The 23141-nt window shown below is 64.3% G+C and carries 21 protein-coding genes and 1 riboswitch; of the genes, 10 read left to right on the top strand and 11 right to left on the bottom strand.

Features of this window, described 5'->3' with window-relative positions:
- Positions 1 to 810, top strand: coding sequence for a molybdopterin-binding protein (locus ORS3428_RS09465; RefSeq protein WP_071096753.1), 810 nt, complete (start codon positions 1 to 3; stop codon positions 808 to 810).
- Here the strand turns inward: ORS3428_RS09465 and ORS3428_RS33250 are convergent.
- On the bottom strand, positions 786 to 941 hold the full coding sequence (locus tag ORS3428_RS33250) for a hypothetical protein (protein WP_157895945.1): 156 nt from the start codon (positions 939 to 941) through the stop codon (positions 786 to 788). The two genes, ORS3428_RS09465 and ORS3428_RS33250, sit on opposite strands and share 25 nt — an antisense overlap.
- A gap of 64 nt (positions 942 to 1005) precedes the next feature.
- Between ORS3428_RS33250 and ORS3428_RS09460 the strand changes: the two genes are divergently transcribed.
- From ORS3428_RS09460 to gcvP, 5 genes are all read left to right on the top strand, one after another.
- The gene (locus ORS3428_RS09460; protein ID WP_157895944.1) at positions 1006 to 1752 is read left to right on the top strand and encodes a glycosyltransferase family 25 protein; all 747 of its coding nucleotides are present in this window, start codon (positions 1006 to 1008) and stop codon (positions 1750 to 1752) included.
- On the top strand, positions 1749 to 1910 hold the full coding sequence (locus ORS3428_RS33245) for a hypothetical protein (protein ID WP_157895943.1): 162 nt from the start codon (positions 1749 to 1751) through the stop codon (positions 1908 to 1910). The genes ORS3428_RS09460 and ORS3428_RS33245 overlap by 4 nt, the downstream gene beginning before the upstream one ends.
- 124 nt (positions 1911 to 2034) lie before the next feature.
- Positions 2035 to 2121: riboswitch (glycine riboswitch) on the top strand.
- 149 nt (positions 2122 to 2270) lie between these two features.
- Positions 2271 to 3371, top strand: coding sequence for a glycine cleavage system aminomethyltransferase GcvT (gene gcvT, locus ORS3428_RS09455; protein WP_071096749.1), 1101 nt, complete (start codon positions 2271 to 2273; stop codon positions 3369 to 3371).
- Between the two features lie 7 nt (positions 3372 to 3378).
- On the top strand, positions 3379 to 3747 hold the full coding sequence (gene gcvH, locus ORS3428_RS09450; RefSeq protein WP_071096747.1) for a glycine cleavage system protein GcvH: 369 nt from the start codon (positions 3379 to 3381) through the stop codon (positions 3745 to 3747).
- 16 nt (positions 3748 to 3763) lie between these two features.
- Positions 3764 to 6574: an aminomethyl-transferring glycine dehydrogenase gene (gcvP, locus tag ORS3428_RS09445; RefSeq protein ID WP_071096744.1), complete on the top strand. Its 2811-nt coding sequence runs from the start codon at positions 3764 to 3766 to the stop codon at positions 6572 to 6574.
- A 13-nt stretch (positions 6575 to 6587) separates the two neighbouring features.
- Here the strand turns inward: gcvP and ORS3428_RS09440 are convergent, their stop codons facing one another.
- From ORS3428_RS09440 to cpaB, 9 genes are all read right to left on the bottom strand, one after another.
- A complete protein-coding gene (locus ORS3428_RS09440) occupies positions 6588 to 7760 on the bottom strand; it encodes a GGDEF domain-containing protein (protein ID WP_071096743.1) in 1173 nt (390 codons plus the stop codon).
- A 167-nt stretch (positions 7761 to 7927) separates the two neighbouring features.
- Positions 7928 to 8398 (bottom strand): tetratricopeptide repeat protein, encoded by a 471-nt coding sequence (locus ORS3428_RS09435; protein WP_071096742.1) that lies wholly within the window; start codon positions 8396 to 8398, stop codon positions 7928 to 7930.
- A gap of 343 nt (positions 8399 to 8741) precedes the next feature.
- A complete protein-coding gene (locus tag ORS3428_RS09430; RefSeq protein WP_071096741.1) occupies positions 8742 to 9707 on the bottom strand; it encodes a type II secretion system F family protein in 966 nt (321 codons plus the stop codon).
- Position 9708: 1 nt separating this feature from the next.
- Positions 9709 to 10674 carry a type II secretion system F family protein gene (locus ORS3428_RS09425; RefSeq protein ID WP_071096739.1) on the bottom strand — a complete coding sequence of 322 codons (966 nt, stop codon included), beginning with the start codon at positions 10672 to 10674 and terminating at the stop codon, positions 9709 to 9711.
- Between the two features lie 3 nt (positions 10675 to 10677).
- Complete coding sequence (locus ORS3428_RS09420) at positions 10678 to 12099, bottom strand: CpaF family protein (RefSeq protein ID WP_071096737.1); 1422 nt, start codon at positions 12097 to 12099, stop codon at positions 10678 to 10680.
- The gene (locus ORS3428_RS09415) at positions 12096 to 13310 is read right to left on the bottom strand and encodes an AAA family ATPase (protein WP_071096735.1); all 1215 of its coding nucleotides are present in this window, start codon (positions 13308 to 13310) and stop codon (positions 12096 to 12098) included. The genes ORS3428_RS09420 and ORS3428_RS09415 overlap by 4 nt, the downstream gene beginning before the upstream one ends.
- A gap of 13 nt (positions 13311 to 13323) precedes the next feature.
- Positions 13324 to 13599: a hypothetical protein gene (locus tag ORS3428_RS09410; protein ID WP_071096733.1), complete on the bottom strand. Its 276-nt coding sequence runs from the start codon at positions 13597 to 13599 to the stop codon at positions 13324 to 13326.
- A gap of 3 nt (positions 13600 to 13602) precedes the next feature.
- On the bottom strand, positions 13603 to 14964 hold the full coding sequence (locus ORS3428_RS09405; RefSeq protein ID WP_244507908.1) for a type II and III secretion system protein family protein: 1362 nt from the start codon (positions 14962 to 14964) through the stop codon (positions 13603 to 13605).
- A 115-nt stretch (positions 14965 to 15079) separates the two neighbouring features.
- Positions 15080 to 16015 (bottom strand): Flp pilus assembly protein CpaB, encoded by a 936-nt coding sequence (gene cpaB / locus ORS3428_RS09400; protein WP_071096729.1) that lies wholly within the window; start codon positions 16013 to 16015, stop codon positions 15080 to 15082.
- A 257-nt stretch (positions 16016 to 16272) separates the two neighbouring features.
- Between cpaB and parE the strand changes: the two genes are divergently transcribed.
- On the top strand, positions 16273 to 18327 hold the full coding sequence (gene parE / locus ORS3428_RS09395) for a DNA topoisomerase IV subunit B (RefSeq protein ID WP_071096812.1): 2055 nt from the start codon (positions 16273 to 16275) through the stop codon (positions 18325 to 18327).
- A 131-nt stretch (positions 18328 to 18458) separates the two neighbouring features.
- Positions 18459 to 20525, top strand: a complete 2067-nt coding sequence (locus ORS3428_RS09390) for an FUSC family protein (protein WP_071096811.1) — start codon at positions 18459 to 18461, stop codon at positions 20523 to 20525.
- 3 nt (positions 20526 to 20528) lie between these two features.
- Here the strand turns inward: ORS3428_RS09390 and ORS3428_RS09385 are convergent, their stop codons facing one another.
- Positions 20529 to 21650, bottom strand: coding sequence for a DUF2336 domain-containing protein (locus ORS3428_RS09385; protein WP_071096727.1), 1122 nt, complete (start codon positions 21648 to 21650; stop codon positions 20529 to 20531).
- A gap of 155 nt (positions 21651 to 21805) precedes the next feature.
- On the opposite strand from ORS3428_RS09385, the gene ORS3428_RS09380 reads away from it, so the two are divergent.
- Together ORS3428_RS09380 and ORS3428_RS09375 are read left to right on the top strand one after the other, a co-directional pair.
- The gene (locus ORS3428_RS09380) at positions 21806 to 22258 is read left to right on the top strand and encodes a MaoC family dehydratase (RefSeq protein WP_071096808.1); all 453 of its coding nucleotides are present in this window, start codon (positions 21806 to 21808) and stop codon (positions 22256 to 22258) included.
- Entirely contained in the window at positions 22258 to 23139 is an 882-nt protein-coding gene (locus tag ORS3428_RS09375) for an HpcH/HpaI aldolase/citrate lyase family protein (protein WP_071096810.1), read from the top strand. Before ORS3428_RS09380 ends, ORS3428_RS09375 begins: the two co-directional genes overlap by 1 nt.
- Positions 23140 to 23141: the final 2 nt, after the last annotated feature.

Genomic DNA, 23141 nt, shown 5'->3' with positions numbered 1-23141 from the left:
ATGCCCAAGTTCCAGATCAGCCCCGAGTTCCAGATCAGCCGAAGAAAGTTCCTTACCTCCGCCGGCCTCGGCCTCTCCGGCATCATGCTGTCGGGCTGCGATGCCTTCGACAGCGGGCTTGGCGTCGGCGGCGGGCTGCGCAGCTTCCTCGAGAACGCCAACGGCCTGACCTGGCGAGCGCAGCGCCTGCTCGCCGGCAGGGATGCTCTGGCGCCGGAATTCACCGAGGCCGACATCCGCCAGCCGCAGCGCCCGAACGGCGTCACCGCGCCCGACGACGACACCTACAAGGGCCTTCTCGCCAACAATTTCGCCGACTGGCGGCTGGAGGTCTCCGGTCTTGTCGAAAAGCCGCTCTCGCTCACCCGCGAGCAGCTTCAGAACATGCCGAGCCGCACCCAGATCACGCGGCACGACTGTGTCGAAGGCTGGAGTTGCATCGCCAAATGGACCGGCACGCCGCTCTCGCTGGTGCTCGACCAGGCGGTGGTCAAGCCCGAGGCGCGCTACGTCATGTTCCACTGCCTCGACACGATCGAGCAAAGCCTGTCGGGCGACATCAAATATTACGGCACCATCGACCTGATCGATGCCCGCCACCCGCAGACGATTCTGGCCTACGGACTGAACGGCAAGCCGCTGCCTGTGGAGAACGGCGCGCCGCTGCGCGTGCGGGTCGAGCGCCAGCTCGGCTACAAGATGCCGAAATACATACACAAGATCGAGTTGGTCGACAGCTTCGCRCATATCGGAGGCGGCCGCGGCGGCTACTGGGAGGACAATGGCTACGACTGGTATGGTGGGATCTGATACCCCCTCGCCTGCAGGCCGAGCATGATCTTCCGCCAGCCGAGCTCAAGATCATCGCGCCGGCCGGCGGCTCCGAGCCGTCGAAGCCCGCCGAGATTGGCACCAGCACTGTCAACGAARTATCTGGTCATGCTGTAGTCCTTGTGCTTTACAGGCCGCTCTGGAAGAGGACGGCGGAGTTCCATGAGATGCTTGGTGATCAACCTCGACCGGTCACTGGACCGGCTGGCTCATATGACCGCCGAATTTGCCAGAATCGGCGTACCGTTCGAGCGTGTACGGGCTGTTGATGCTGCGGAAGTAACCCGCAATCCGAATCTGACCGCCGCAGAGACTGCATGCTTCCTCAGCCATCGCAAATGCTGGCAGGTCATCGTTGACGGCGCCGATCAATTTGGTGCCGTCTTCGAAGATGACATCAAATTCAGCAAGGACGCTGGCCGGATGCTCGCGCGCGCTAGTTGGGTTCCGAGCGACGCCGACATCGTCAAGCTTGAAACGTTCCTGAGCCCAATACGGATAAAGCCCCGGGAAATCCCCGTTGGCGGCGGTCATTCGGTCTTCCGATTGGTCGGGCAGCACCTTGGTGCTGCGGGCTACCTTGTTTCGAAGCAAACCGCTCAGCGACTACTCCAACAAACCAAGCGTCTAAGGACGCCGATCGATGCTGCCTTGTTCAACCCTAACCGGATGACGTGTTCCAGGCACACTATCTACCAACTGAGCCCTGCCCTTTGCGTTCAGACCGATCTGATTTCCGAGCATGACGCATTCCCGACCATGGTCCAAGCAGGGCCTATAGCTAGAGGCTGGCTGCACAACAAAATCCTGGGGCAATTCTCCCGAACCTATGCGCATTTCCGCAGTCGGTCGTTCTTCGGCACCAAGAAAATCAACGTGGCTTTTCAGGAGTACAGAACGTCCATCAGGCCCAAGCCTTGAAGATCACCCGCCAGTTGGCGCGCACGCTTGTTGTCGCGCAGCGTGCGCTGGCCGTCGCCCACGCGCTCGGCCAGCGCCTGGCCTCGCCGGTGTCTCGGCGCGTTTCGGCCGCCCGATTCTTGGCCTCCCACTCAGCATCGATGCCGCCGGGCGAATGATAGCCTCCGAGGATACCGGCATCGCTGAACCCGTCCTCTGCGACGCTTTAGATGTCGCTGGGAGGTGACAAGGTGTCGTCGACGGGCTATGGATGGCGCGTCGAGGATTCAGGCGACTGAGTCCTACCTGTTTGCGGGAGAGAACAGCGCGAGCTGTCGCCGAAGGGGAAATCGCCCGAAATCTCTCAGGCAAAAGAACCGTGGACGGGAAAGACAACTCYGGAAAGTCGGGAATCTTCCCGCGCCGAAGGTGTAAGCGCTGCCGACAGAGTTACGGGGCGCGAGTCTCTCAGGCTTCAGACAGAGGGGCACGGACTAGGCCGCCAATGGCGGTCGATCGCGTGCGACTCTGGAGAAGACATGACCGGCGAAGACACCAAACACCTACCCCTCGAGGATTTGCATAACGCCGCAAGCGCCCGCTTTGGCGCCTTCGCCGGTTGGTCGATGCCGCTGACCTATCCGGCGGGCGTGATGAAGGAGCACCTTCACACACGCGAGCATGCCGGCCTATTCGACATCTCGCATATGCAGCTGTTCGACGTCAGCGGCCCGGGCGCCACGGGGCTTCTCAACCGCGCCTGCCCGCTCGATGCAGGCGCGCTGGAAATCTCCCAGTCCAAATACACCTTCCTCCTCAACGAGGCGGCTGGAATCATCGATGACCTGATCGTCACCCGCCTCGGCGACCAGCGCTTCATGGTGGTTGCCAATGCCGGCAACGCGGTTGAAGACGAAAAGCACCTGGGTACGCTCGCCGGCGATTTCGATGCCAAAGTCGAACCGCTCGATCGCGTCTTCCTGGCGATCCAGGGTCCGGATGCCTGGGCGGCGCTTTCGCGCGCCGGCATCGAGACCGGCTCGCTGCTGTTCATGCATGGTGTCGAACCCAGGCAGAACTGGTTCATGAGCCGTTCCGGCTACACCGGCGAGGACGGTTTTGAGATCGGCCTGCCGGAGGCGGACGCGCGCGATCTCGTCGCGAAGCTGCTGCAGGACGAGCGCGTTCAGTGGATCGGCCTTGCTGCCCGCGACAGCCTCAGGCTGGAGGCCGGGCTTTGCCTGCATGGCCAGGACCTGACCCCGGAGATCGATCCGGCGAGCGCCGGGCTGATGTGGGCCATCCCCCAGGACGTCCGCGCTTCCGGCACCTTCATCGGCGCCGACGCGCTGCGCTCGATCCTGGAGCGCGGGCCGGCGCAGAAGCGCGTCGGCCTGAAGCCGGATGGCCGTCAGCCGGTGCGCGCCGGCGCGGCGCTGGTCGACGCCGACGGCAATCCGGCCGGCCACGTCACCTCGGGCGGCTTCGGCCCCTCGACGGGCCACCCGGTCGCCATGGGCTATATCAACACCGCATTGGCGAAGCCCGGCACCCGACTCTTCGCCGACGTCCGCGGGACGAAAATCCCGATCGACGTCGCTCCGCTCCCCTTCACGAAACATCGCTACCGCAAAGGATGATTTTCCGATGGCAAACACCTATTTCACAGAAGACCATGAATGGCTGCGCGTCGAAGGCGGCATCGCCACCGTCGGCATCACCGACTACGCGCAGGAGCAGCTCGGCGACCTCGTCTTCGTCGAACTGCCGGAAATCGGCCGCAAGCTCGCCAAGGGCGACACTGCCGTGGTCGTGGAATCCGTCAAGGCGGCGTCGGATGTTTACGCGCCGGTCGACGGCGAGATCATCGAAGCCAACACATCACTGTCGGCCGACCCTTCGCTGGTCAATTCGGCGGCGACCGGCGACGGCTGGCTCTGGAAGATGAAGCTCTCCAACACGAGCCAGCTCGACAGCCTCATGGATGAGGCCGCCTACAAGGCCCATATCGGCTGATACCAGGACCAGGAAAATGACCGCAGCACCCATCCCCTTCTCGGCCCGCCACATCGGCCCCGGCCTCAACGATGTCAGAGCCATGYTGGCGGCCATCGGCGTTCCGTCCGTCGAGACGCTGATCAGCCAGGCCGTGCCGAGATCGATCCGCCTCGATCAGCCGCTGGACTTGCCGGCGCCGGCGAGCGAAGCGCAGGCGTTGGCCGAATTGTCGGCGATCATGGCGAAGAACACGGTGCTGAAGAGCTTCATCGGCGCCGGCTATCATGGCGTCCATGTGCCGCCGGTCATCCAGCGCAACATGTTCGAGAATCCGGCCTGGTACACGGCCTACACGCCCTACCAGGCCGAGATAAGCCAGGGGCGGCTGGAAATGCTGTTCAATTTCCAGACCCTGGTCACTGAATTGACCGGCCTTCCTGTGGCGTCGGCCTCGCTTCTCGATGAGGCGACCGCCGTCGCCGAAGCCGTGGGGATTGCGCTGCGCCATCACCGCGACAAGCGCACCAAGGTGGCGCTCGCCGGCACGCCGCATCCGCAGACCCTGGATGTCGTGCGAACCCGTGCCGAACCGCTCGGCACCGAAGTCGACGGTGAGACGATCGACGACAATACCGCCGCGCTTCTCGTCTCCTGGCCGGACACCTTTGGTGTCTATGGCGACCACAAGGCGGCGATCGAGAAGGCTCGCGCCGTCGGCGCGCTGGTGGTCTTCATCGCCGATCCGCTTGCGCTTACTCTGACGGACGCTCCGGCGAAGCTCGGCGCCGACATCGCCGTCGGCACGATGCAGCGCTTCGGCGTGCCGATGGGCTTTGGCGGCCCACACGCCGCCTATTGCGCCGTCTCCGACAGGCTCACCCGTCTGATGCCCGGCCGCCTTGTCGGCCAGTCGACCGACACGAAGGGCCGCCCGGGTTACAGGCTGGCGCTGCAGACGCGTGAGCAGCACATCCGCCGCGACAAGGCGACTTCCAACATCTGCACCGCGCAGGCGCTGCTCGCCAACATGGCGACGGCTTATGCGATCTGGCACGGCCCCGCCGGACTGCAGGCGATCGCCGAGCGCGTCCACGCCCTCGCCAGCCGCCTCGCGGCGGGCCTCAAGGCAGCGGGTGTCTCAGTGGCCGGCACACACCGCTTCGACACAGTGACGGCCGAAGTGAACGGCAAGGCCGCGGCAATTGCCGCGGCCGCCGAAAAAACCGGCAGGCTGYTGCGCGTCATCGATGCCGACCGCGTCAGCATCGCTTTCGACGAGACCTCGACGGAAGCCGATCTGGAGGCGATCGCAGGTCTCTTCGGCGCCAAGCCGGGCCCCGCGGAAGCTGCATCGATGCCAGGCAAGCCGCGCGGCAAGGAGTTCCTCACTCAGCCGGTCTTCCACGAGAACCGCTCCGAGACCGACATGATGCGCTTCCTGCGCCGGCTGGCCGACAAGGATCTCGCGCTTGACCGCGCGATGATTCCCCTCGGCTCCTGCACGATGAAGCTCAACGCCGCCGCCGAGATGATGCCGGTGAGCTGGCCGAGCATCGCCAACCTGCATCCCTTCGCGCCGGCCGCCCATTCGGCCGGTTACCACGCCATGATCGGCGACGTCGAAGCCTGGCTTTCGGAGATCACCGGCTTCGACGYGGTGAGCCTGCAGCCCAATGCCGGCAGCCAGGGTGAATATGCCGGGCTTCTCGCCATCCGCGCCTACCACCGCGCGCGCGGCGAAGGCCACCGCACCGTCTGCCTGATTCCCTCCTCCGCGCACGGCACCAATCCGGCGAGTGCTGCAATGGCGGGAATGAGCGTCGTCGTCGTCCGCTGCACCGACGACGGCAGTATCGACATGGACGATCTGAGGGCCAAGGCCAACGAGCATTCCAAGGATCTCGCGGCGTTGATGTTCACCTACCCCTCGACGCATGGCGTCTACGAGGAAGGCGCGCGCCATCTCTGCGCCCTCATCCACGAGCATGGCGGCCAGGTTTATTTCGACGGCGCCAACCTCAACGCCCTCGTAGGCCTCGCCCGCCCGGGCGACATCGGCGCCGATGTCTGCCACATGAACCTGCACAAGACCTTCTGCATCCCGCATGGCGGCGGCGGCCCGGGCGTCGGCCCGATCGGCGTCAGGGCGCATCTGAAGCCCTATCTGCCGGGCCATGTGACGGAAGGCTCGGCGCATGCGGTGGCAGCGGCCCCCTTCGGCAGCGCATCCATCCTGCCGATCACCTGGATGTACATCCGTATGATGGGCGCGTCCGGGTTGAAGCAGGCGACCGAGACGGCAATCGTTTCCGCCAACTACGTGGCGACGCGGCTCGCGCCGCATTTTCCGGTCCTCTACAAGGGCAGAAGCGATCGCGTCGCCCATGAGTGCATCCTCGACACCCGCGTACTCAAGGACAGCGCCGGCATCAGTGTCGACGACATCGCCAAGCGCCTGATCGACTATGGCTTCCACGCGCCGACCATGTCGTTCCCGGTTGCGGGCACGCTGATGGTCGAGCCGACGGAGTCCGAACCCAAGCGAGAGCTCGACCGCTTCTGCGAGGCGATGATCGCGATCGCCGGCGAGGCGGCGAAGGTTGCCAAGGGCGAATGGCCGTTGGCCGACAATCCGCTGGTCAATGCCCCGCACACCGCCGCCGAGGCACTCGCGGGCGAGTGGAAGCATCCCTACTCACGGCTCGAGGCAGCCTATCCGGCAGGCGACGCCGATCTGTCGGCAAAATACTGGCCGCCGGTATCGCGCATCGACAATGTCGCCGGCGACCGCAACCTGGTCTGCTCGTGCCCGCCGCTCACGGAATATCTCGGCGCCGCCGAGTAGCGGGCAAGCAAGGTCAAGCCGAGCGCAGGGCCGGCCCGCTATCGGGCTGGCCTGCTTTGCGCTGGTTTATCACGCAGTTCCGCCCGGAGCGCTTGGCCGCATAGAGCGCGGCATCGGCCTCAGCCAGGACCTCGTCCAGGATCCGGCCCTCGGCCGAGCCGAAGCCCATGCCGCCGCTGACGCTGCTGCGCAACTGGCCGCGATGGGTTCGCACGACCTCGGTGCCGAACGCGACGCCGATCCTGCTTGCCATGTCGTGCGCCTTTTCCGGTGTCATGCGCGACATGACGATCGCGAATTCCTCGCCGCCCAGCCGGAAAGCGTCGACCCCGGTCCTGCCGTATTTCTTGATCACCGCCGCGAACCGGCAAAGCACCTGATCGCCGACAGGATGGCCGAAAACGTCGTTGGTCGTCTTGAAATGGTCGAGGTCGAACATGGCGATCGCCATGAATGGACCGAAGCTGCGATCGCCATAAAGCTCGTTGAGCGCTCTGCGGTTCATCAGGCCGGTCAACGGATCGGTCATCGTCTCTGCCTTGAGCTCGATCTGCGCCTGCAGATGGTGCAGCGAAAGCGTCAGTGCCCCGAGGCCGGTCATGCAAGCGACCGCGACGACGGAATTCAATCGCTCGGCCCAGTTGTCCGGCGCAGCGCCAAGAACCCATTGCCCGTGGATGAGCAGCGCCAGGCAGCACAGCGCGAAGGACACGCCGCAGGCGCCGCTCAGGAACGAAACGACGAGCAGGATCCGGCGGTCGTGGTCGCCCTTCATCCAGAACATTGTTCCGATTGCGGCGAGCAGTATCGTCACCGCCAGATAGCTGATCTCGAAGCCGATGCCGTCGAAGCCGAGATAAGTGACGATAGCGCAGGCAGCCATCGCCGCAAGCGTCGGCACGACGGCGCGGCGGTAGTTGCCAAAGCCAAGATACTGCATGGCTGAAAGGCAGATGAGGAGGAATCCTGAAGTGAGCAGCGCCAGCACGACCTGGCAGAGCCAGGGGTCGGCGTCCTTCGTGTAACGCCAGAACAGGACGACATGCGCGACCAGCACGAGCATGCCGCAGGCAACGGTCAGGAGAAAACGCGCCCGCGGCGCCGTGAACCAGATCGCAAACAAGGTGACGCTGAGGCATRCACCCGACAGCGCCGCCGCAAGCAGAAGCGAACTGAAATCCAACATCGGTAAAGAACCGTCCCTCGGAAGGCCGCCGCTGGATGTATTGTAAGTCGCCAAGGCTTGCCGAAAACCATTTTCGACTGCAGCCTCGACTTCACTTCGATACAAGGTTTACAAAACGTCGACTTTCACGAGAAACTGCAGTCAGGAACAAACTCACAGAAACTTGATCAACCCTTGTCGAGCAGGGCGAGATTGGCATTGACCACCGTCTGGTCGGCCAGGCCGGCCTTGGCTTCCAGCAGCAGCGCCCTTGCCTTCTTCTTGTTGCCGCGCAGGAGCTGCGAATAGCCCATATTGTTGAGGATCTGCGGCCTGCGCCCGGCCACCCGCAGCAACTGGTCATAGGCGCGGTCAGCGAAGTCGAAGCGGCCGAGCTCGTCATAGGAAGCGGCGAGCCCCATCCAGGCTTCCGCATTGTCGGCCTTGAGCTCCACAGCCTTGCGGAAATGCTGTTCGGCAAGGCCGAAATTCGCTTCACGGAACTGCGCCTTGCCCTCCGCCAGGTCGGCGGCGCTGACATCCTTGGCCCTCGGCTGGATCGCGGTGGTCTTGGTCGCGTCGACGTTGTTGTTCGTCGTGCAGCCGRTAATCATCAAAACGGCCGCCAACGCCGCTGCCGTGGGAAGTCCGTGACGCATGCCCCTGCCCCATCGCCCGATTTGCCGGGTCGTTCTTCGGCAATGACCATAACGCACAGCGATTAACCTTCGGTGCCGAAATGCAGCTAAATTTTTCTTGCACTGAAAGCGTGCGTTAACCAGCGCCAAGATCGGACCTAGAGGCATGTTGAGATTGAGGTCAGGCCGAGCCGGAGTAGAACGCGGGCACGAAGCGACCAAAGCGGTGGTTTCCCAGAACCCGGAGCGGAGCGTACTTTAGGTACGTGGGCACCGGCYGACGCCGGCCGTAGCCATAATTTGATTGCCACGCCACTCATGAGTGCTTCGGCCGGCGAAGGCCGGACGTGCAGAAAACTGCCGCTTACGGGCCAGCCGTCATCTTAACGACGATCGGAATAATGGCGACCATCAGCACCACAGGCAGGATGCAGACCGTGACCGGCACCGACATCTTGGCCGGCAAGGCGTGCGCCTTCTCCTCGGCCAGCGACATGCGCTTGTGGCGCATCTCGTCGGAAAAGACGCGCAGCGCGCCCGACAGGCTGGTGCCGAGCTCCTTGGACTGCTGCAACAGCGTTGCGAAGGATCGCACCTCGTCGAGGCTGAGACGGTCGGCAAGCGCCTTCAGCGCGTCGTCGAGGCTGCGGCCGGCTCTCAGTTCCAGCGACACCATCTGCAGGTTCAGGCTGAGCGACGGATAGGTCCTGGCCAGCTCCTTCGAGACGCGCTCGATGCCGGCCTCCATGCTCATGCCGGCATCGGAGCAGACGATCATCAGGTCCATGAAGTCGGGAAAGCCGTTGCGGTATTCGCGCATCTTTTCCCGCACCTTCTGCGTCAGTATCAGGCCCGGCAGGAAATAGCCGGCGGCTCCCGACAGGATGACGAAGGTCCAGCGGCTGGTCATGGTCGACTCGGCGCTGGCCGCCCAATGATTGATCAGGAATGCGGCGAGCGCTGCCCCCACCAGCGCGGCAAAACGGATCAGGAAGAACATGCCGACGGCGCGCGGCTCCATGTAGCCCGCCTGGATGAGCTTCAAGCGCAGCCGCGCGACGTTTTCCGGATCGCTCTTGGCATAGAATTCTTGCGCCCGCCTCACCGCCTTCTCGCGCACGGCGCTGGTATTCTTCCTGGGTGCCGGCTCCGCCTGCTCGGCCGGCTGGCCTGCCTCGAGCTTCAGCCGTCGCTTGACCTCGTTGCGGTCGCCCTTGGCGACGACCAGCGGCCAGGCCACCGCGCCCGCGCCCGATATCAGCAGCAGCATCGCCACCGGCATCAGCGATGTCGGCGCGAGCGAGGCGAGGAAGCGGATCACGTCTTCCATCTCAGAACCTGAAATTCGACATCTTGAACATGATGGCGTTGCCGAGCAGCAGCCAGGCGATCGAGCCGCCCAGCATGTACCAGGTCTTCGGCACGCCCCAGACGTCCCGGTAGAACTGCGGCATGAGGACCATGATGGCGGTGAACAAAAGCACTGGCACAGCGGTCAGGATGTAGGCCGACATGCGGCCTTCGGTCGAAATGGCGCGCACCTTGCGCCGCAATTTGCCGCGCTCACGGATGGTCGACGACAGCCCGTCCAGGATTTCGCGCAGATTGCCGCCCGAGCCGCTCTGGATCGACACGGCGGTGACGAACAGCGGCAGGTCCTCATGGCCCACCCGGTCGAACAGGTTGTTCAGCGCCGAAACCAGATCCGAGCCATAGGTCACCTCGTCGGCGACGACGCCAAATTCGGTGCCGATCGGATCGGCCATTTCGCGCGCCACCATCGCGATCGCCACCGGCACCGGATGGCCGGCCTTGAGCCCGCGCGTGATCAGCTCCAGCGCTTCCGGCAACTGCACGCCGAACCTTTTGTGGCGGCGCTTGCGAAGCGTGCGCATCGCCATCACCGGCAAGATCGGCAACAGCACCAGAGAAAGGATGAGGCCCATCAGCAAAGGCAAGCCGTACCAGACGGCGACAAGCGCCAGCGCGAAAGCCGCGCCCGAGGTGATCATGAGAAACTTCGGCAGCGGCATGATCATGCCGGACTGCGTGCGCAGAGCGCGAAAGGCGTCCAGGGAAAACACGGACCTGCGGCCTTCGAGGCCGCGCTCCTTGCGCAGCTGGATCAGCACCTGCTCCTGGCTGATCTTGTTTTCCGCCAGCTTCATGCGGCGGTTGATCGCCGTGCGCTTGTCGCTGCGGCCGGCATAGAGCAGGTAGCAGCCTTCGGCGATCATGATGCCGGTGAGCGCCGCCGCGGCGTAGACGGCATAGATCGGGCTGAACCCCTCGAACACCGGCTACTCCTGCGGCCGGCCGGGTTCGAAATATTTGCCCGGAAATTCGATGCCCATGTTGCGCAGGTCCTCGAGGAAGCGCGGGCGGATGCCCGTGGCCTCGAAATGGCCGACGATCTTGCCGTCCGCTTCCATGCCGGTGCGGACGAAGCGGAAGATCTCCTGCATCTGKATGACGTCGCCCTCCATGCCCGTCACCTCGGCGACGCTGGTCACCTTGCGCTTGCCGTCGGAAAGGCGCGTCAGTTGCACGATGAWGTCGATGGCGCTGGCGATCTGGCTGCGGATCGACTGCACGGTCATCGRCATGCCGGTCATGCCGAGCATCTGTTCGAGGCGCGAGATGGCATCGCGCGGCGTGTTGGCGTGGATGGTCGCCATCGAGCCTTCATGGCCGGTGTTCATCGCCTGCAGCATGTCGAAGGCCTCCTCGCCGCGGCACTCGCCGAGGATGACGCGGTCGGGCCGCATGCGCAGCGCGTTCTTGACCAGGTCGCGCTGTTTGAGCTCGCCATGGCCTTCGATGTTGGCCGGGCGCGTTTCCATGCGCGCGACATGCGGCTGCTGCAATTGCAGCTCGGCGGCGTCCTCGATGGTGATCAGGCGCTCGTCCTCGGGAATGAAGGCCGACAATGCGTTGAGCATCGTCGTCTTGCCGGTGCCGGTCCCGCCCGAGATGATCGTGGTCTTGCGGGCATGCACGGCCGCCGCCAGCACCTCGGCCATGTTCTGGGTGATGGCGCCGAATTCGACCAGCTTGTGCAGGCCGAGCTTGTTCTTGGAGAATTTGCGGATCGACACCAGCGGCCCGTCGACGCCGACCGGCCGGATGGCGGCGTTGAAGCGCGAGCCGTCGAGCATGCGGGCGTCGACCATCGGCTGCGATTCATCGACGCGGCGTCCGACGGCGGCGACGATTTTGTTAATGATTCGAAGCAGATGCGCCTCGTCCTTGAACGGGATGTGGACCTGCTGCAGCTTGCCGCGTTTTTCCACGAAGCAGTTCTGGTGGCCGTTGATCAGGATGTCGTTGATCTCCGGATCCTTGAGCAGCGGCTCCAAAGGGCCGAGCCCGACCATCTCGTCGACGATGTCGTCGACCAAAGCGTCGAGTTCGGCGGTGTTGATCGCCATCCGCTCCTCGCGCGTCTTTTCGGACACGAAGTCGTGGACCTGCCGGCGCATCTCATCCTTCGGCAGGCGCTCGAGCGCGACGAGGTTGATCTCCTCCAGCAGCATGCGGTGGATGCGAACGCGCGCGTCGAGCACCTTGTTGGCGCTCTTGGCGGGCGCCGCTTCCGCCTTCGGCGCAGCGGGCTTGCGGGTCGTCGGAATGACCACGGCATGGTGCTGAACGGGCGCAGGCTCGGGCGGCCGCTGTGGGCGAACGTCACGATTCTGCAGGTTGGAGAAGCGGCTGCTCATCCTGCTTTCCTCTTCAGGAAGCCTTTGCCGAGGCCGAAAAGTGATTTCGACTTGGCGGTCGTAGCGACCGCCTCCTCAGGCAGGATGATCTTCTTCAAGTCGTTGACGACATTGGCGTTGGGATCGATGTCGTGCAGCGGCACGCCGCGGTCGACGGCCTCGCGCACGAGCCGGTAATTGTTGGAGATGCCGCCGACGAAATGCTCGCCGAGTATTTCCTGGACGTCGGCCTGCTTGATGCCGCTGTCGAACATCTTCTGCTCGAAGCGGTTGACGATGACGTTGGGTTTCACTTCCTTGCCAACCGTCTCGTAGATGGCCTGGATGAGGCGCTGCGTGTGACGCAGGCAGGGTACGGTCATCTCGGTCACGATATAGAGCTTGTTGGAGCCGAGCAGCACCGTCTCGGTCCATGGGAACCAGGTGCGCGGCATGTCGATGACGACATTGTCGAAATAGGCCGCCACGAGATCGAGCATGCGCACCACGACATCGGTCTTGAACGAGCGCATTTCGGACGGGCGCGTCGGTGCTGCAAGCACGCAAAGCCCGCTCGCATGCTTGGAAAGCATCACGTCCAGCAGCTGCCGGTCGAGTCGTTCGGGCTGGTTCTCGATTTCGGTGATGTCGAAGCGCGGCTCGAGGTCGAGATATTCGGCGCAGGCGCCCTGCTGGAAGTTGAGGTCGACCACGCAGGTCGATGCGCCGCGCGTCACCGAATGATGCAGCTGGAAGGCAGTCTGCAGGGCAAGCGTTGTGGTGCCGACGCCGCCTGCGGCCGGCATGAAAGTGTAGATCTGCGACTCGGAATTTTCCTCCCGCCCCGGCCCTTGCAGCGCGCGGATGACCGAGCRCACCAGATCGGCGGTGGTGATCGGCTTCACCAGGAAATCGGCGACCTTGAGCTGCACCAGGATGCGCACGGCCGCCGCATTGAATTCCTGCGTGACGACGACGACAGGAACACGGYCTTCGAGCCGGCGCATGATGCGCTGCAGCGATTCGATCTCCTCGAGCTTGGCCGCATCCATATCGACGATGACGGTGCCGAAATCGGCTTCCAGAGCCTCGCCGCGGAGTTCGTTGACGCTCTTCTCGACCGTCGAAATCTCGATCACCTCGGAGGCTGCGAAGGCCGTCCGCGTATCCTGCAAAAACGCCCTGTCGGTGGAAACGAGCAGGATCTTCTTGGTCTTTGTTCCGGATGCCATGGTCGTCAGCCCATCACTCGGAAGTCGTTGATGCCGATGTCGATGATGCCGGCGCCGGGCCGGCTTTCGCGGCAACGGTGCTGACCGTGGAGCTCGTCGCCTGAGCCGGCACCAGAAGCCTGGTGTTCTGGACGCCGTATTGCCAGGGATCGACCATCTGCATGACCGTGTTGGATGCCTGCGCGTTGCCGGCCGCCGGCGTCACGCCTTCGGTGCGCACATAGTCGTCGCTGGTGCATCCGGCGAGGGCACCGGCCAGCAGCAGAGCGATGCAAGGAGCCACGCGCATGGGTCAGTCCTTCGGCAGGTCGAGGAAGTGGCCGGACGTCGTCGCGGCGACCGGGCGCGCGGCACTGCCGTCGGCCAGCGCCAGGGGGCGCTTCGGCGCCGTAGCGCTCACTTCCTCGGTATTGTTCAGGAAATAATCGGCATTGCTCGGCGGTCGCGTTCCGTCGGTCGGCTCGACCATCTTCTTCGACGGGTCGACCGGCTTGACCAGATAAGGCGTGACGATGATCACCAGGTCGGTCTCGCGCCGCTGATAGGATTTCGAGGAGAACAGCGGCCCCAGCACCGGCAGCTTGCCGAGACCCGGCAGGCGCGAGGTGGTGACGTCGTTCTGTGACTGCAAAAGGCCGGCGATCATGAAGCTCTGGCCGTTCTTCAGGTCGACCGATGTCTTGGCACGGCGCACGATGAAAGCAGGAATGGAAATGCCGCTGCTGACTTCGATGGAGGCGGACGGGTCGATCGAGGAGACCTCCGGCGCGATGTCGAGGCTGACCAGCCCATCCTTGAGCACGGTCGGCGTGAAATCGAGGCCGACGCCGTATTTCTTGTAGGTGACGCTGATCTTGCCGTTGTCCTCCGAAACCGGGATCGGGAATTCGCCGCCGGCAAGGAAGCTCGCCGTCTGCCCGGAACGGGCGATCAGGTTCGGCTCGGCCAGCCGTCGAGCAAGGCCGCGTTCTTCCAGCGCCTTGATGGCGATGTCGATCGAAACGCCGTTGGAGAGCAGTCGGCCGATGATCTCGCCTGTGCCTGCCCCGGTCACGGTGCCGGGATCGATGATGACGTTGCGGCCGCTGATGCCATAGGCGAAATTGGCGGCATATTTGACGCCAAGGTCCTGGCTTGCCTGGCGGTTGATCTCGACGAAGCGGACATTGAGCTGGACCTGCTGCGAGGACGAGATGTTGACCGAGTTGATCACTTCCTCGTTGCCGGAGAAGCGCGAGGCGATCTTGCTCGCCTTCTCGGCTGCGACTGCATCCTCGGCCTCGCCCGACAGCACCACGCGACCGTTGGCCGAACCGACCCTGATCTTGGCGTCCGGCACGCTGGCGCGGATGGTGTTGGCGAGTTGGTCGGTGTCCAGCGTCACCTCGATGTCGATTGTGCCGACGAGCTGCTTGTTCTGGTCGAACAGCGCGATCCCTGTGGTGCCGAGATTGTTGCCCAGAACATAGAAGGACTTGTCGGTCAGCGGATTGACGTTGGCGATCTCCGGATCGCCGACGACGATCTGGTAGAAGGCCGCGCTCGTCATGATCGTCCTCGGCTTGCCCTTGGCGACCTTGATCGAAGCGTTCTTGCTGGCCGAGACATAGACGACGTCGTTATTGGCGTGGGCCGGCGCCCCAAAGGCAAGCATTCCGGCGGTCGCCAGAAAGGCGCCCGCCGCCACTGCACGCAGAAGGCGCAGGCCTATCGCCGTCCGTTTCTTGTTCAACACAGGCATTGTCCCGTCCCCGACCGGTCCCCACCGGCTACTGTAGCTGTTCCTTGGAAGGAACTTCGGATTCCTCGGCTTGCTTGGAAGGAACTTTGTATTCCTCGGCCTGCGTGCCGCGCGTCACGATCACGGTCTTGAATTTTGGCTCTTCCGGCTCCTTCACCACCGCGTTGACCAGCGAGGCTGCGCTTGCCTGCGCGCTGGCGGCAACCGAACCGCCGAAGGAGGAGATGGTGGTGAGCCCCGAATTGGAGGTGCTGGCATCTGCCGCGGAACRCAARGACAGCGACAGGGTGCCGACGGTGCGGGCAAGCGCGACTTTCTGCGCCCCCTCATTCGTCACTTCGATGGTCACCGAATTGRCCACCTGCGGCGCGGTCTTGCGCTCGTCCGCGCCCTGCCCGACCGACAGCACCTTGGCGTCGGAAACGAYGATCTCGGACGTGACGGTCGAGCCGGATGCCCCTTGCGCGTTCTTGGCCACTTCCTGGATTTCGCCCGCATCGCGCGTGAGAACGACGTCGACCCGGTCGCCCGGCGTGATGAAGCCGCCGACACCCGCGATCTCGTCGGTGCGGATGGTGACGGCCCGCATGCCTGGCGAGAGCACGTTGGAGAGCGTCGCGCGGCCGTTCGGCCCCGACAGCTTGGTGAGCAGCACCGGCTCGTTGACTTCGATCGGTGACAGCACCACCCTGCTGCCTTCGGCAAGCAGCTTTTCGATGGTCGGGAAGGCGCCTTGCGGCAGGGAATCCTGCGGCCACGGAATTTCGGTGAGTTGAGACTTGTCAAGCTGCATGCCGTAGCGCAGCGGCGCGCTCGCCACAACGATTGTCTTGAACTCGACCTTGGGCTGCTGTGGCGTCACCGATGCCACTTTCTGCTCGGACTCGGCTTTCGCTTGGCTTTTGACCCAGAAGTCCGCGGCAAAGATCGAGATCGCGCCGAAAACGGCCGCAATGCCGATCATGGTTATGGCCCTGCCTCTCACGCCGAAACCCCCGATGCCACGTGGTCTTTTGTTTGTTGCCGCCCACGCTAGGCGTCATTGTTAAAGAATCAGGAATCCCGGGGTACGGGGACCGCCCTATTTCCGGCGGCTTGGTTATCGAATGGTTTTAGAATAAGGGAGACTTTGAATCCCTGAACGGAACAGGAACCTCGTTCGCCCGCCAAAAGCGTGGCAGTATCGAGCAGTGATTCGCATTACCGGACTTAATGGCCAGCATGGACGACAACAGCGATCTTTTCGGCAATCTGGAAAAACAGCCGCAGCCGGTGCGCGCGCCGTCGCGCCCGGTCGATCCGCTGGTGCAGGCCGCGAAGCGTTCCACCGCCGCCCGTGATGCCAGCGACAGCTACAGCGCCGCCGACATCGAGGTGCTGGAGGGTCTGGAGCCGGTGCGGCGGCGCCCAGGCATGTATATCGGCGGCACCGACGACAAGGCGATGCATCACCTGTTCGCCGAGGTCATCGACAACTCGATGGACGAGGCGGTCGCCGGCCATGCCACTTTCATTGACGTCGAGCTTTCGGCCGATGGGTTCCTGACGGTGACCGACAATGGCCGCGGCATCCCGATCGATCCGCATCCCAAATTCAAGAAGCCGGCGCTCGAAGTCATCATGACGACGCTGCATTCGGGCGGCAAGTTCGACTCCAAGGTCTACGAGACCTCCGGCGGTCTGCACGGCGTCGGCGTTTCGGTCGTCAATGCGCTGTCGGACCATCTCGAGGTCGAGGTCGCGCGCGGACGCCAGCTCTATCGCCAGCGCTTTTCGCGCGGCATTCCTGTAAGCGGGCTGGAGCAGCTGGGCGAGGTGCACAACCGGCGCGGCACAAAAATCCGCTTCCATCCCGACGAGCAGATTTTCGGCAAGGGCGCCGCCTTCGAGCCGGCGCGGCTCTACCGCATGACGCGCTCGAAGGCCTATTTGTTCGGCGGCGTCGAAATCCGCTGGACCTGCGATCCGTCGCTGATCAAGGAGAAGGACCAGACCCCGGCCAAGGCCGAGTTCCATTTCCCCGGCGGCCTGAAGGATTACCTGAAGGCCACGCTCGGCGACGAGTTCCAGGTCACGCGCGAGGTCTTTGCGGGGAAAAGCGACCGGCAAGGCGGCCACGGTTCGCTGGAATGGGCGGTGACCTGGTTCGGCGGCGACGGCTTCCTCAATTCCTACTGCAACACCATTCCCACGGCCGAGGGCGGTACGCATGAAGCCGGCTTCCGCAACGTGCTGACGCGAGGGCTTCGCGGCTATGCCGACCTGATCGGCAACAAGCGTGCCTCGATCATCACCACGGAAGACGTCATGATCTCGGCCGCCGGCATGTTGTCGGTGTTCATCCGCGAGCCCGAATTCGTCGGCCAGACCAAGGACAGGCTGGCGACCATCGAAGCCATGCGCATCGTCGAAAGCGCGATCCGCGATCCGTTCGATCACTGGCTTGCCGACAATCCGCAGGAAGCCTCCAAGCTCCTCGACTGGGTGATCGCGCGCGCCGACGAGCGCGTGCGTCGCCGCCAGGAAAAGGAAGTCTCGCGAAAGAGCGCCGTGCGCAAGCTGCGCCTACCCGGCAAGCTTGCCGACTGCACGCAGAATGCTGCCGCCGGCGCCGAGATCTTCATCGTCGAGGGCGACTCGGCCGGAGGCTCCGCCAAACAGGCGCGCGACCGCGCCAGCCAAGCGGTGTTGCCGCTGCGCGGCAAGATTCTCAACGTCGCCAGCGCCGGCAACGACAAGCTTGCCGCCAACCAGCAGATCTCCGACCTGATCCAGGCGCTCGGCTGCGGCACGCGCTCGAAATACCGCGACGAGGACCTGCGCTACGACCGCGTGATCATCATGACAGACGCCGACGTCGACGGCGCGCATATCGCCTCGCTCCTGATCACCTTCTTCTATCAGGAGATGCCGAACCTGATCCGCGGCGGCCATCTCTACATGGCGGTTCCGCCGCTCTACTCGATCCGGCAGGGCGGCAAGGTCGCATATGCGCGCGACGACGCCCACAAGGACGAGCTTCTGAGAACGGAATTCACCGGGCGCGGCAAAGTCGAGATCGGCCRCTTCAAGGGCTTGGGCGAGATGATGGCCTCGCAACTCAAGGAAACCACGATGGACCCGAAGAAGCGCACGCTGCTCAGGGTCGACGTGATCGAGGCCGAGGACGCCACCAAGGATGCCGTCGATGCGCTGATGGGCACCAAGCCCGAGGCGCGCTTCCGCTTCATCCAGGAGCGCGCCGAGTTCGCCGAGACCGACGTGCTGGATATCTGAACACCGCCTGACCCATTACAGGCTCCGCCAATGCATGTCGCCCGGAAGTGTTCCGATATGCGGCAAAACAAGGACTTAGAGCGCGCCGCCTGAATCCGTTTCAGCGCGACGCGCTTTAGGGAGACTTGGATGTGACCTGGACGCGTCTGAAAGAGCTTGTCGAGATCCCGTTGACTGGCCTGACGCAGCCCACGCGCTCGGACTGGATCTTCGCCCTGCGCACGGTTTCGGCGGGGCTGATCGCGCTGCTTGYCGCCTACGCCCTCAAGCTCGACCATCCRCAGTGGGCGATGATGACGGTGTTCATCGTTGCGCAGCCGGTGGCCGGCATGGTGCTGGCGAAAGGTTTCTACCGGCTGCTCGGCACGTTGGCCGGCGGCCTCGCAGCGATCGGCATCACTTCGCTCTTCGGCACCAATCCCTGGCTGCTGGTCACCGCGCTGGCACTATGGATCGGCATCTGTACGCTGGTCTCATCGCTGCTGCGCAATCCGGAAGCCTATGGCGCTGCTCTTGCCGGCTATACGGCGATGATCATCAGCCTGCCGGCCTTCGGACAGCCGCATCTCGTCGTCGATCTCGCCATCGCGCGCTGTGCCGAGATCGTGCTCGGCATCGTCTGCGCCGGCGTCACCAGCCGGCTGATCCTGCCGAAGCTCGCGGCGGACGCCATCATTTCGAGATTGAAGCGCAGCATCTTCGATCTCGCCGACTATGCCGGAGGCGCCTTTTCCGGCGGCGATCCGGCAAGCCTTGCCGCCCTGCAGCGCAAGCTGATCACCGATGCCCAGACGCTCGCCGAGATGCGCACCTATGCGCGGCTGGAGGCGCCGAGCTTCGCCACGCGCGCCCATCCGGTCCGGCGCACGATCGGACAGCTGTTGTGGGCGCTGTCCGCGGCGCGCGCGCTGCATACCCACGCCGCCCCGAAGAACGCATCGCTCATTCCCGTGCGCGCCGAGTTGAAAACCTTGGTCGGCGAGCTGGCGGCGACRCCCAGCGCGCTCGACGACACCACCCCCTGGCTGGCGCGGCTTGATGCGATCGCAACCAAGGCGCGGGAGACGCCGGCAGCGCCCGCCGAACCTGGCGAAGACAGGGTCGGCACCATCACCCGCCTCACCATCGCCGCCGATTTCGCGGAGGCGCTGAGCCAGGTGATGCGTGGCCTTGATGCGCTTCGCTCGCCGGCTTCAAGACCTTCCCGCGAGCGGCGGCAGCCGGCGCTGGTGGTCCATCGCGACTACCATGCCGCCTGGCGCAATGCCGTTCGCGCCGCACTCGCCACGCTCCTGGTGGCAGCCTTCTGGCTGGCGACCAAATGGTCAGAGACCGCCGGCACCGTCATCCTCGTTGCCGTCGTCTCCAGCCTGTTCGCGGCGCGTCCCGATCCGGTCCAGTCCGCCTGGGGCTTCTTTACTGGAACGCTGCTGGCGCTGCCCTTCGCCTTTCTCGTCGGCCAGATCGCGCTGCCCGCGCTGCCGGGCTTCGGCTGGTTCACGCTCTTTGTCGTGCCGATCATGGTGCCGGCGGCGCTCGGCATGGCCAATCCGCGCCATGTCGGCGTCGCCACCGCCTTCGCAATCAACTTCCTAGCCTTCCTCAGTCCGCACCAGCTGATGATCTACGATCCCGGGCCGTTCTTTGCCGGGTCGGCGTCAATCCTGGTCGGCATCCTGATTGCCATTGGCGTCTTCATCGTCGTGCTGCCGGCCAACCCCTGGGTAACCGTCGAGCGCATCGCGCAATCGATGCGGGAGGATTTGGCGCGCCTTTGCCTGCATGAGCGCGTTCCCCGGCGTTCGGCCTTCGAAAGCCTGGCCTATGACCGGATCAACCAGTTGATGCCGCAGTTGCAGCGTACAGGCAGGAAGGGCGATCCCATTCTGGGCGGCAGCATCRCCGCCGTCACCGTCGGCCTCGAAGTGCTGCGGTTGCGCAATGCGCCGCAGAATTCCGGCGTTCCGCGCGAGACTGTGGAATCCATCGGCAATTTCTTGCGCGGCCTGGCGCGGGAATTGCTGTTCAGGAGACATGGCGAGCCGCAGACATCGACCGTGGCCGTAGCGAGGCAATATGCGGCCAGCATCGCCGAGCGCAGCGACCGGCCCGGGATGCTGCAGGTCGCGGCCTCGCTGCGCATCATCGCCGCGGCGATGGAGGATTATCCGGATTTCTTCGCCAGGGGCCGCGCCTGAGGGCTACGCTGCAGCGATCGCCAGCGCATGGCCGCGCGCATTTTCGCGCAGCGCGTCGAGATGGATGGACTTCACCAGCCCGGCGAGATCACCCTCGGCCGACTGCCCTCCGAGTTCCTTCAGCATCAGCCAGCTCACCTCCTGCACGCCGGCGACGCGCTTGCCGTTGGCGACCTCGCGCCAGACCTTCAGCGCGCGCAGGATGATGCCGTGGGTAGCAGCGGCGAGACCGGCGCTGCGGAACAGCGCCTGCAGCGCCACGTCGTGCCCGCCGGCCAGCAGCGCCCTCACCCGCTGCTCGGACTGCTGGGCCAGCGCCACCAACGCCGAGCCGAAGAAGTCGACCTTGCCATGCGCGATGGTGCGGATAAGGAAGCTTGCGGTGAGATCCCCCCGCAGCCGCAGATGCTCGATAAGCGCGGCATGTTCCTCGGCCCGCGTGCCCTCGATTAGTGTCACGGAAGCCTTCACGCAAGCGTCGCGCATCACCCGATCGGCACGTGCTGCCCCCATCAGCGCCAGAACCAGCGGCGAACCTTTCAGCGTCTCGCCAAGCTTGACCAACAGCATATGCCGGCAGTCGGCGGGAAGCCGTGCGTCGGCGATCAGCGCCTCGCGCACCAGCGGCAGGTGACCGTGCCTTTCGGCCATGCGGCGGAAGCTCAGCGAAGCAATGTCGGCGCCGCTGTTGGCGACCAGCGTGGCGCAGGCTTCCGGCTCGCCGATCTCGGCGATCGCGGCGGCAAGCGACATCGAGACGACCGGACGGTTGGCGATGAGCTTCTGCGTCGCCTTCTGGCCGCAGGCGACGCGGTCGATGAGATCGGCATCGGTAAGTAAGGGCGAACGCGCCAGCACCAGAGCCGCCACTTCCGGTTGGTCCGAGGCCAGCGCGCTGATCACCTGCGGCGGCGCGTGGTGACTCATCGACAGCGCTTCGGCAAGCGCCTGCCGGACCTTGGCGGAGACGTCGTCGAGCAGGAATGTGAGCGCTGCCTCGGCGGCGCAGCGATCCTCAAACGGCAGGTGGGAATTGATGTAGGCGCGGGCCAGCGCGCTGGCCGCCGCGGCGCGCTCGGAAACCCTTGCCGTATCGATCCATTTCAGAAAATGCGAAACAACCATGCCGACCAGCCGCGCCCTTGCCGGAACGTTCCCCCGGCCCCGTTGAAAAGGTTAGGCTGGAAATGGTTTACGAACGGTTCACCATGTTTATTAACTGGCTTGCGGGCGGGAAGCGCAGCGCCTATCAACCGGCCGCAAGCGGAGGAAAATCGAGCATGGCCGGGCTTTATCTCGAGGAGTTCGTCGTCGGTCACGTCTTCCGGCACACGATGYGCAAGACCGTCACCGAAAGCGACAACATGCTTTTTTCGGTTATGACGCTGAACCCGCAGCCCCTGCATATCGATTTCGACTTCGCCGCCAAAAGCGAATGGGGCAAGCCGCTGGTCAATTCGCTCTTTACGCTCGGCTTGATGATCGGCATCTCGGTGAACGACATCACCGTCGGCACCACCGTCGCCAATCTCGGCATGAAGGAAACGGTGTTTCCGCATCCAGTTTTCCATGGCGACACCATCCGGGTTGAGACCACGGTCGTTTCGGTGCGCGAGTCCAAGTCGAAGCCGGATCGCGGCATCGTCGAGTTCGAGCATCGCGCCTACAATCAGAACGATGTGCTCGTCGCCAAATGCACAAGGCAGGCGATGATGATGAAGAAGRCAGCCTGATGCGCTCGCTGCTTTTCGTGCCCGGCGATTCCGAGCGCAAGCTCGAAAAGGGCTTTGGCGCCGGCGCCGACGTTGTCATCGTCGATCTGGAGGATTCCGTGGCCGCCGCCAACAAGGCGGCGGCGCGCGAAGTCGCGGCGCGCTTCATCGCAAGCCAAAGGCAGCAGACGGGCTCCGCCATCTATGTGCGCGTCAACGACCTGTCGACCGGCCTGACCGACGACGACCTCGCGGCACTTGTCCCGGCAAAACCCGATGGAATCATGCTGCCGAAGTCGAACAACGGCCAGGACGTCCAGCAGTTGGCGGCGAAGCTTCGGGTTCACGAAGCCGAAAATGGCTTGCCTGACGGCGGCATAAAGATCCTGCCGATCATTACCGAGACAGCAGCCGGAGCGCTGGCGGCAGCAAGCTATGCCGGAGCAAGCGCGCGTCTTGCGGGCCTGACCTGGGGCGCCGAGGACCTGTCGGCGGCGATCGGCGCGCGTACGGCACGCGACGAGAATGGCCGCTACACCGACGTCTTTCGCCTGGCACGCACCATGACCATCCTGGCGGCCGGCGCGGCGGAAATCGCTGCGATCGACACCGTGTTTCCGGATTTCCGCGACATGRCCGCCTTTGAGGCGGAGTGCCGGGAGGCCGAGCGCGACGGCTTTACCGGCAAGATGGCGATCCATCCGGCGCAGGTGCCGGTCATCAATGCCGCCTTCACGCCGTCGGCCGAGGCCGTCGAGCGGTCGCGAGCGATCGTCGACGCCTTTGCGGCGGCCGGAAATCCGGGCGTGGTCGGCCTCGACGGCAAGATGTATGACCGGCCGCATCTGCGGCTTGCCGAACGGCTGCTCGCCCGCGCCAAAGCCGCTGGGATTTCTGCCTGACC

The sequence above is a fragment of the Mesorhizobium sp. ORS 3428 genome (assembly GCF_001854785.1).
GTDB lineage: Bacteria > Pseudomonadota > Alphaproteobacteria > Rhizobiales > Rhizobiaceae > Mesorhizobium.
This window is presented reverse-complemented; position numbering and strand designations above follow the sequence as displayed.